The sequence below is a fragment of the Candidatus Glassbacteria bacterium genome, from assembly GCA_019456185.1.
Classification (GTDB): domain Bacteria; phylum Gemmatimonadota; class Glassbacteria; order GWA2-58-10; family GWA2-58-10; genus JAJRTS01.
Genome location: VRUH01000089.1, coordinates 1 through 9,662 on the forward strand (window position 1 = coordinate 1; position 9,662 = coordinate 9,662).

Here is a 9,662-nt window from a genome sequence, read left to right on the forward strand (position 1 = left end):
CGGCCGTAATAGCTGATTCCCAGCTCGTATATGCGCCACTTCCGGGCGCGCGCAATCTGCGTGCTGATCTGAATTTCGCAGCCGAAGTCTTTACATGTGAGGCGCAGGCTTTCCAAAACCTCCCGCGTGAACATCTTGTAGCAGACTTCGATATCGGTCAGGGTCTGATCATAAAGTAAATTAAAAATAAAAGATAACAGCCGGTTCCCCATGTAATGGTGAAAATACAAGGCCCGGTGCGGCTGCCCGTAGAAGCGCGATCCGTACACCACGTCGGCGACACGGCGCTTTACAATCAGATCGTACATGCGCGCCCAGTCGGCGGGGTCGTATTCCAAGTCGGCGTCCTGAAATACGATCACATCGCCCGTGGTTTCGGCCAGCCCGGTTTGCAGGGCGCCTCCCTTCCCCTGGTTCTGCCCATGGAACAGGGCGCGCAGCACGAATGACGGTGCCCCACTGTCGTCCTGCGGCACCAGGGTCAGATCGCCGTCCTCCTTGACCGCGAGGCTCCGATAAGTGGCGTCGGCCGGCACCACGTTCCGCTTGAGCCAGTCCGCGGTCCCGTCGGTCGAAGCATCGTCGACGACGATAATCTCGTTTTCTTGGTCGGGCAGCGCGGCGACAACAAATTCCAACATCCGGGCGATGGTGCTGGCCTCGTTGTAAGCGGGCATGACGATCGAGAAGTTCAACGGCCCTCAAATCTTTCTACAAAATCTCGGCGCCACAAGCCACGCTCCGAAATATCGGGTCAGGAGTATATCCGATATTTTCCGGATGACTCAATCCAAGTGGCAAGAATGATGGCAAGAATGGCGGTCGCGCACGAGGCCAGCCGTGATCTGGCAGTTTGCATAGCGATCCCCCCCCCCCGCCTTCTGTGTCGGGCTGATTTGGAGATCAAAATCCCGATCACACCCATCCGACGTGGTGTTCCACCCCACTGAGTCAAAGAATTTGTCCACGTAACAGTCCAAATTCGCATATGGTATTGAAGAAGCGGCCTGTATTCGACCATGGCGGACGTAGGCGATCCACATTGGGGCGCAATGGGCTTAACCGAATATTATCTCGTCTCGGACGACGTCTTGGCGGAATTCAGGGACAGGGCGGACGAACCGGAGTTCTGGGCCGCGCATTGGAAGTTAACGGACTATCGGCGCTTCCTGGAACGATTTGAAAACGGATATCTCGGGGAATTCGCCCGCGTACTGGGACGACCACCTGGTATCCCTCGCCATATGCCTGCCCACCGGAACGGAATCTCAAGGACGGCAAGATCAAATACATCCTGCGCCAGGCGGCGGCCGCCAACGTGGACCCGCAATACTGGATGCTGCCCAAGATCGGCCCGCAGGATTCCTTTTCCTTCGTCATGCGGTCGGACGCCGGTCGGGCCTGGCGGGCGGCGCGCCGCGAAGAGGTGCGGCAGTCCGGGGAATACCGCCTGTTGCGGTCCGCCCTTCCCGGCGACCGGGTCGAGGCCGACAGGCTTATCGGACTTGTGGTATGGAGGGCGGAGCAGGGGTGACGGGCGGGGGCTTGCCGCTTTTCGCTATCCGCCGACGTGATCCGAGGCGTAGCGGAAAGGTGAGGCCGTTCAACGGGAGGAGTATCTCTGGATGACGGGAAAACGAAGAAAATCGGCCGTTCGGAAGTGGATATCACCTTCCGCGGTCGAATTCGCCTGTTTCGGCTCCCGTTTCCGGTGCTCCGACCGTCAGACGGCTAGCGTTGGCCTTCGAAAAGGCGTCGAATGAAGAATGCCGGTTAACAGTGAAATTGAAGCAATGCGGATCGTCTTTTGGGGGACGTATGACCTGGGAAAGCCGCGCAACCGGATTCTGCTGAGAGGGTTGCGGGAAAACGATGTCGAGGTCGTCGAATGCCACGCAGACGTGTGGTCGGGGATCGAGGACAAAAGCCAGGTCACAGGATGGGGCCGGCGTTTTATGCTGTTGCTGCGCTGGATCTTCGCCTACCCGGGTCTGATCGTCAGGTATTTGCGCCTGCCGAAGCACGATGCGGTGATCGTCTGCTATCCTGGTCAGGTCGACGTGCTGGTGCTTTGGCCGTTCGCCAGGCTGCGCCGCGTGCCTATCGTGCTCGACGCCTTCCTCTCGCTCTACAACACGGTGGTCGAGGACCGCCAGATGGTTGGGCCGTCACACCCGCTCGCCCGCCTGCTCTACGGTCTGGAATGGCTGGCCTGCCGGGCGGCTGACCGGGTGGTCCTGGATACACGGGCACACGCCGAATATTTCGAGACCACATACCGGCTTTCCCCGCAACGGACGGCAGCGGTGTTCGTCGGCGTGGAGCCGGAGGCCTTTCCGCCGCGTGGCGCCGGGACGACGGACAGGCCCTCCGGTGCGCCGATCACGGTTTTGTTCTACGGCCAGTTTATTCCCCTGCACGGCGTCGATACCATCGTCCGTGCGGCCCGGATGCCGGTTGATGAGCCGGTCGAATGGGTGCTGATCGGGCAAGGCCAGGAAGAGGCCAGGATCCGGCGCATGCTCGATGAGCATCCCCTGGGACACCTGAGGTGGATTCCCTGGGTGGCGTACGAGGAGCTTAAGGACTGGATCGCCCGTGCGGATGTCTGCCTCGGCATCTTCGGCGACACCGACAAGGCGGCGCGGGTCATCCCGAACAAGGTGTTCCAGGTTCTGGCGGTCGGTGCGCCTCTGATTACGCGGGATTCGCCGGCAATCAGGGAGCTGGTGGACGACGAAACACCGGGCGTCTACCTCGTGCCGCCCGGCGACCCGGCGGCGCTGGCCGCGGCGGTGCGGCGGTTCGCCGCAGAGCGGAGAAATATGGCCGGGCTATATTGCGCTTTGAACGCCAGGTTCAGCCCATCCGCGATAGGGCAAGAGTGGTTGAGTTTGGTAAGGGCAACCGCATGAATCGTGACAATTGGTTTTGGGAGAATGACTTGCCCCCACGAACGATACCACTTTTTAAGTTAGACCGGACACCGATGGGCAACTGGGTTGCACTATCGCTCAGCGTGCTGGTTTTGCTCGGCGCGAGTGTGGTTCTTCGGGTGTTCGGATCGCCGCGGCGCGTATTGGAGACCACACGCATGGCAATATTGACAATACCTCGATTGTAAAAAAGATCCTCAACCTTCAATTAATCGACGATTCAATATCGAGCTAGGTGGGAGAAAAATTGTGCGCGTTATCGCTTTCTATTTGCCTCAGTATCACCCAATTTCGGAAAATGATGAATGGTGGGGACCTGGTTTTACCGACTGGGTCAATGTCGCGTCCAGCCGTCCAAGATTTAAGGGACACCATCAGCCGCACATCCCCGCGGACCTTGGATTTTATGATTTGAGACTGGAAGAGACCAGGATCGCCCAGGCTGAAATGGCCTCAGCCTACGGTGTGCACGGATTTTGTTATTACCATTACTGGTTTAACGAAAGGGTCTTGCTCGAACGGCCATTCAATGAGGTTCTTGAATCGGGCAAACCGAATTTCCCCTTTTGTCTGTGCTGGGCGAACGAAAATTGGACCAGGCGGTGGGACGGACGGGAAAAGGATGTTCTGATCGAACAGAAATATAAATCCTACGATTGCGAGAAACACATCGATTGGCTTTCGAAGGCATTCAGGGACCCTCGTTATATCCGGGTAAATGATAAGCCTCTATTCCTCGTTTACAACCCTTCGGCAATTCCCAACATTGGTGAAATAATTGTGAGATGGCGCCGCGCAACCAGGAAGAACGGTTTTCCGGACCTCTTCTTGTGCTCGATGATGAGCGGGCAAAACATATCCTGGAGGGAGATGCTGGACAACGGTTTCGACGCGAATGTCGAGTTCTATCCGAGAGGAAATATTTATGGCCCCAGACAGCTTGTCATCAAATCTCTTTTGGATGTTTTCCCTTTGGCTTGGTATGTGATCGTAAATTTTTTGAATATCGACCGGTACGTCCCGCTTTGCCGGTCATATGTTGCGTTTTCGTACAGAAGGATGGCCAAGATAGCGATGACGCAGGCAGACAATTTCGGCAAGGTGTTCCCCTGCGTTATGCCGAGTTGGGACAACAGCGCCAGGCGAACGGCCGCAGCAATGATCATCGAAAATAACGACCCCAAATTATATGGGGAATGGCTTGCACACGCCCTGAACAGGGTCGCAGGTAATGAACCGGACGAGCAACTTGTGTTCATCAACTCGTGGAATGAATGGGCGGAGGGCTGCCATCTGGAACCCGATAGGAATCACGGCCCCGCGTTTCTCGAGGAAACGGGAAGGGTGATCAATGAAGCGGAGAAAATACGAAAATCGAAATTAAAGAAGAACAAATGCGCGACCCATTAAATATTTTAAACGCTAGAACGACGGCTTTCCATATTTCTACGGATTATGTGAAGGGGCTGTAAGCCGTCTTTGTGTTACCCGCGACTATCCTGAAGAGCGTCATTTCAGCTTTGCCTCCCATTATTTCCAAGAAACTGCCGTGAGTGAAATCGAGAATCATACGAAAACCAATAAGCTGAGTGTCTGGCCCGAAAAGAATTGAGTGATTTCAGTGAGTTGTGATTCAGTCGTTGGTGGTTAAGCAAATGAGGAGACACAACATGTGGACTGAAATCACTCGCCTTCAGTATGATCGATCCGGCCTGCGTTACGCAAGCGACCTGACGGACGGGAAGTGGGAACTGATCGCCCCGCATCTTCCCGCCCGCAAACGACAGGGCCGTCCCCGAACGACGGACTTGCGCGAGGTGCTGAACGCGATCCTGTACATGGCGCGCACGGGTTGCCAGTGGGAGATGTTGCCGAAGGAGTTCCCGTCGAACAGTGAGACGCGGGTTTGAAACGAGTGGGCATCCGTTCGATCGCGCGCAACGCGGCCTATTTGGGAGCGGCGCAGGGTACGACCTACCTCGTGCGGGGCTTCTACGTCGTGGTGCTCGCCCGTTACCTGGGACCAGAGGTCTATGGCATCTTCGCCTACGGACTGGCTTGGTGTTTGGCGTTCCTTTATCTCACGTTCCTTGGCCGCGGGGAAATTCTGATTCGGCAGGTCGGTCGCGACCGGGAACGGGCCGCTTCCGTTGTGGCGCAAACATTGGCTTTGCGAATTCTTGCCGTGGGCGTCGCGGTGCCGGCCAGTATCCTCACCGGATGGTTCGCCAAAACCAACCCCCTGGCGTTGCAGCTCATCGTCATCTTTTCCTTGGCCATCGTCGGCCGCGGGCTTGCGGTATGGGTTGACCATCTGTTAACCCGAATTATTCACGCCACGTCGTGAATAATTCGGGTTAATTCGACTTCGCTTCGGCCGATAAGTTCATTTGATACCGGATATCTCTTGCCGTTCAGCCCGCCGCCGTTGGGCGAATGCCAAGCTTGCGGTGCACGGTCACGGCCATCAGAACGTTCCAAATGACGAGATTGCCGGCCGCGCCCACCGCCGCGCCATTCACTCCCCAGAGTGGTATCAAAAATAGGTTCGCAAGGACATTGAACGATACGGCGATGGCAAGGCTCCGCGCGACATCCCGTTCGTGGCCCGTCATTTGGAGGAGCACGCCGACCGATCCCATTCCCGCGTTGATCACTTGTGCAAGGCTGAGGATCACCAACACGCCGTAACCGTCGGTGAATTCCGCACCGAAGAGCAACAAAACCCAATGCCCGAGACCTATGAATACAAGCGCCACCGGCAGGGAAAGCAGCAGCGCGCTGCGCGCCGCCTTGGTCGCCAGGCCTTGCAGTTCTTCTCTTTTTCCCTCCGTGAATATTCTGGATATGGTGGGGGCAAGGGGGGCGTTGATCGCCAACAACGGAAGCGCGATCAGGGCCGCCGCAGAACTGGCGACGCCGAATATGCCTGTTGCTTCCGCGCCCGCCATCGACCCCAACATAATGACACCAAGGCTGGGGCCCAAAACGCCGATACCCGAGATCAACGTGAACGTGCGCGCGCTTCGCAGCCATTCCGGCGTGGCGAATTCGGGCTTGGCTCGCTTGATGTCGGGCGGCTGGAGGGCATGCCATAATGCGGTCGAAACCAGTAAGGCGACCAGCATGGCTGTTCCGAATAGACCGACGACGAGAGGCGCTTGCACCCCAACGCCGGGCAGGACCAGCGCGATCCCGAAGAAAATCGCGAGCAGACAAGGTTGAATAACCGTCTCGGGTATTTGCGCGGGCACGACCCGGTGCAACCCCATAAGCGCCGCTTGCGTGACGCGCACGAGCGCCACGAGAGGCAGCGCGAGGAGCCCGATCGAGAATGCCGTCGCCATTTGTTCTTCCAGGTCGCCCTCGAAGAGCCACGCCAGAACTGCCGCGGCCACGACTGTGCAAACCGAACCGCCTAACGCAAATTGCCGGGAGCGAAGGATAAGGCCGTTGAGCAATCCCCAGCGCTCGCCGGATTGATAACCGGCGACTTCCCGAACGAGCAGCCCCTCGAAACCCAGGATCGCGGGGACGCTAAGGACGCCGATCCACGTTATGGCGAAGGAATAGGCCCCGAATCCGGCCGCGCCCAGCGTGCGAGCGAAGGCAAGGGCTATCAAGAAGCGCGCTCCGGCATGAAACACGCGAAGGCCCAGCGTGCCAGCGGCGCCTCTGGCGATCCGCCCTTTCAGCAAGGGTGGCAAGAGGGAGGCAATATTGTCTCTCCGATCCATGATATTGCGAAGACCGCCCTAAAGGCGATCCTGATTGAGGCCGAGTCCAGGTCCGCTTATGCGGGAATGTAAGACACCAATCATCGGCGCGCGGTGCCGCCAGCGAAACGTTTCAACCTTCGCTTTGCTCTCCTGAACGGCTGAAGCAGCTTCCAATCTCGCCACACGGGATTACTCTTTGATTCATTCAGTTGTTTTTGTAAGTCCGCGATATGACTCACCAAGAGTGGGTCGAATGAGGACACCAAGGCGTCGTATTCTTGCCGCAGATGGTCGAATCTGGCGTCGATCTTTTCTATCTCGCCCCGACAGGCTTGGGTGAGAACCTGGAAAGTCTCGGGAACCAGGGAGGCCCAAACTCCGAACTCCGGAACAGGTTCGTCTTCCGGATGGATGTGATGGCGTAGATTCGGCGTCAGGAATTGCTCGACTTGCTTCATTGTTCCTTCTGTTGGGCTCGGAAGCTGGTGACTGGCAACTCGGGTGATTTTTTCCGCGGTCGAACGGGGATCGCGAAGAAGCTGGTCGTAACTGACGAAGATCCGCTTGCGACCGCGTGTCCAGTATTCCGCCGACAGATTATGATCGACCCAAAGAAAGGCCGATTTAATTCTGGCAAGTTCATTCCGCCGCTCCAGGGAATGGGCAACCTCAGATGGATGGCGATGCGTCAGGATGAAAGCGGTTTGGCAGCCTAGTTCGTCAAGAATCTCAAGCCACAACGGCGCCAACCGGCACAACCTAGGGTCCTTGATCGCCCAGATCGGGCAGGTCGCAAAGTCTCTGCGCAGGATGCGGATGATTTCGGTCCGAAACGGGCGAACGCGCTCGCTTGTCCACCAGGACTTCGGCAGACGGAGAACATCATACCAGGACGAGCCAAGCTCCGCGAGCAGGCGTTCATGTATATCCAGAATATCGGCGTGTTCGAAAAATCCCTTGTCGTTGTCGCCTGGCTCTGGGGGCAACAGAGATTTCCCCAAATTTACGCCGAGTAGGTTCAGCACCCCGGTCAAGGCCGAGGTGCCGCTGCGGTGCATGCCAAGGACGCAAATCGCGTGGTTTTTCATGTCAACTCGCTATACCTACATGAAGGCGAGCCAGCGTATAAGCTGATCTATCAGCCGGGAAGGATGCACTCGGTATAGGGAAACCACGCCAACTCGTTTCCGGAGAAAGGCCTGCAATCGGGATGACATCGGACCGCGCCACATCGTCAATTCATCAGTTGACTGTTTCTTTTACCCACGGTGTTTTTGAAAAATCCAAATATATTTTGGAGTGAAATGGCGATTCGTGGACCAAGAGCTCCTGGGCCCCCGGAGTCACTCCCGCGAAAGCGGGAACCCCCGGCTGCTTCGCGTGCCGCCTGGACTCCCGCCTTCGCGGGAGTGACATCGAGGCTCCGTCAAAACAAAACCTTCCCCTTTCAACCTAGATTCCCCAGATGGCTCCTCCCAGTTGCCGACGATGGTAGCACAAAGGGCGCCCCGGCACGAAACCGGCCCTAAACCGGCGCGGTAAGTCGCGATCCACCCTTTATCGGGCTGATTTGGCGATGGCGCGGGCCCAAGTCGGGCTGCCATCCGGAACCCGATAGGAAACACGGCCGCGCGTTTCTCGAGGAAACCGTTAGAGTTACCCGCGAATTGGCGAAACCACGTGGTTGCCAGAACAAAAATCATGTCTGAACGGTGTCGATGTCGAAAGAGATCTCCAAATCGGTAAGTTAGGAATAGGTTGAGCTCTTTCCGAAAGAGCCAAGGTCGCGTTATTGCTTGATAATGAATCCCCCGTGAACAATACGTAACCGGCTTGTTTCGCTCGTCCTTCGTGCGTTTCTGTCGATCAACTTGTATTGTGAAGTCAGCCTTTCACCTCACCCCGCCCCCAAACACTGCGCCAACTGCCTCTCCCAGTCCGGTAACGTGATACCGAATGCCGCCGCGATCGCGCCGTTGTCGAGCACCGACCAGGCCGGCCGCGCCGCGGGCAGCGGGTATTCGCTGGTGGGAATGCCGGTCACCCGAACATTCCTGCCGCGGCCGGCGGCGGCGTCCGCCTCCACGATCGCCCGGGCGAAGCCGCACCAGCTTGTCGATCCCGCCGCCGACAGGTGATAGAGGCCGCCGGCCTCGGCCAGGGACGGGCCCACCCCCGCGCCGCCTGGCCCGTTGACCACCCCCTCCGGCCGTACCCAGCTCGCGGCCAGTATCCGCGCCGTCGCCCCGGCGATGGCGCGGGCCCAGGTCGGGCTGCCGGTCTGGTCATCGACGATGCAGAGTTCGTCGCGCTCGGCGGCCAGGCGCCGCACGGTGGCGAGGAAGTTGGCGCCGCGAGCGGCGTAGACCCAGCTGGTGCGCAGGATCAGGTGGACCGGGCCGACGGCCCGGATCGCCCGTTCCCCGGCGAGCTTGCTGCGGCCGTACTGGTTCAGCGGCGCCGGTGCGTCGGCCTCCGTGTACGGGCGCGGACCACCGTCGGCCGCTTTGCCGCCCTGGCCGCCGAAAACGTAGTCGGTGGAGTAATGCACCAGGGGTATCCCGAGGCGCTTCGCTTCCTCCGCTAGAGCAGATCCGGATCAGACAGAATCGAAAGGGGATTCCCAAAGGTCGTAAAACATGATTCAAACTATGAGCTGGGTTAAAGGAGGCCAGCCATGGATGACACGACCTTATTCGGAAGACCTTCGTGAGCGAGTTGTTCGAGTTGTTGAATCGGGGACCTCACGCAATGCGGCGGCGAAGCAGTTTGATGTGAGCGTCAGTTTCGTTGTGAAGTTGATGCAGCGGTGGAAGCAACGAGGCACGATCAAGGCCGATAAATACGGCGGATGGAAGAAATCGAAACTGGCCCCCCATGCCGACCGCATACGAGCTCTGGTTAAGGAGAACTGCGACATTACCATCGACGAGCTTTGTGTCTTGCTGGCCGCCGAGGGGATCGAGGCGAAGCGCTCGACGCTTGGCGACTTTCTTCTGGCCCAGGG

The 9,662-nt window shown here is 58.1% G+C and carries 10 protein-coding genes; 6 read left to right on the forward strand and 4 right to left on the reverse strand.

Features of this window, described 5'->3' with window-relative positions; all coding sequences use genetic code 11:
• On the reverse strand, positions 1-677 hold a 677-nt coding region (locus tag FVQ81_17455), incomplete at its 3' end, for a glycosyltransferase family 2 protein (GenBank protein ID MBW7998318.1).
• Between the two features lie 659 nt (positions 678-1,336).
• Here FVQ81_17455 and FVQ81_17460 point away from each other — a divergent pair.
• From FVQ81_17460 to FVQ81_17480, 5 genes are all read left to right on the forward strand, one after another.
• Positions 1,337-1,534 (forward strand): hypothetical protein, encoded by a 198-nt coding sequence (locus FVQ81_17460; protein MBW7998319.1) that lies wholly within the window; start codon positions 1,337-1,339, stop codon positions 1,532-1,534.
• 232 nt (positions 1,535-1,766) lie between these two features.
• Positions 1,767-2,915: a glycosyltransferase family 4 protein gene (locus FVQ81_17465; GenBank protein MBW7998320.1), complete on the forward strand. Its 1,149-nt coding sequence runs from the start codon at positions 1,767-1,769 to the stop codon at positions 2,913-2,915.
• A 267-nt stretch (positions 2,916-3,182) separates the two neighbouring features.
• Positions 3,183-4,346, forward strand: coding sequence for a glycosyl hydrolase (locus FVQ81_17470; protein ID MBW7998321.1), 1,164 nt, complete (start codon positions 3,183-3,185; stop codon positions 4,344-4,346).
• A gap of 245 nt (positions 4,347-4,591) precedes the next feature.
• Positions 4,592-4,846: a transposase gene (locus FVQ81_17475; protein ID MBW7998322.1), complete on the forward strand. Its 255-nt coding sequence runs from the start codon at positions 4,592-4,594 to the stop codon at positions 4,844-4,846.
• Complete coding sequence (locus FVQ81_17480; GenBank protein MBW7998323.1) at positions 4,843-5,283, forward strand: oligosaccharide flippase family protein; 441 nt, start codon at positions 4,843-4,845, stop codon at positions 5,281-5,283. The genes FVQ81_17475 and FVQ81_17480 overlap by 4 nt, the downstream gene beginning before the upstream one ends.
• A 67-nt stretch (positions 5,284-5,350) precedes the next feature.
• Here the strand turns inward: FVQ81_17480 and FVQ81_17485 are convergent, their stop codons facing one another.
• The 3 genes from FVQ81_17485 to FVQ81_17495 form a co-directional block, all read right to left on the reverse strand.
• Complete coding sequence (locus tag FVQ81_17485) at positions 5,351-6,673, reverse strand: oligosaccharide flippase family protein (GenBank protein MBW7998324.1); 1,323 nt, start codon at positions 6,671-6,673, stop codon at positions 5,351-5,353.
• Positions 6,674-6,753: 80 nt separating this feature from the next.
• A complete protein-coding gene (locus tag FVQ81_17490; protein ID MBW7998325.1) occupies positions 6,754-7,743 on the reverse strand; it encodes a hypothetical protein in 990 nt (329 codons plus the stop codon).
• Between the two features lie 809 nt (positions 7,744-8,552).
• Positions 8,553-9,215: a sugar nucleotide-binding protein gene (locus FVQ81_17495; GenBank protein ID MBW7998326.1), complete on the reverse strand. Its 663-nt coding sequence runs from the start codon at positions 9,213-9,215 to the stop codon at positions 8,553-8,555.
• Between the two features lie 79 nt (positions 9,216-9,294).
• Here FVQ81_17495 and FVQ81_17500 point away from each other — a divergent pair.
• A partial coding sequence (locus FVQ81_17500; GenBank protein MBW7998327.1) for a transposase occupies positions 9,295-9,662 on the forward strand: 368 nt, incomplete at its 3' end.

Bases quoted from the DNA above. Each gene is read 5' to 3' on its own strand.
- FVQ81_17460 (MBW7998319.1), top strand. From the start codon at position 1,337: ATGCTGCCCAAGATCGGCCCGCAGGATTCCTTTTCCTTCGTCATGCGG.
- FVQ81_17465 (MBW7998320.1), top strand. From the start codon at position 1,767: ATGCCGGTTAACAGTGAAATTGAAGCAATGCGGATCGTCTTTTGGGGG.
- FVQ81_17475 (MBW7998322.1), top strand. From the start codon at position 4,592: ATGAGGAGACACAACATGTGGACTGAAATCACTCGCCTTCAGTATGAT.
- FVQ81_17485 (MBW7998324.1), bottom strand. From the start codon at position 6,673: ATGGATCGGAGAGACAATATTGCCTCCCTCTTGCCACCCTTGCTGAAA.
- FVQ81_17490 (MBW7998325.1), bottom strand. From the start codon at position 7,743: ATGAAAAACCACGCGATTTGCGTCCTTGGCATGCACCGCAGCGGCACC.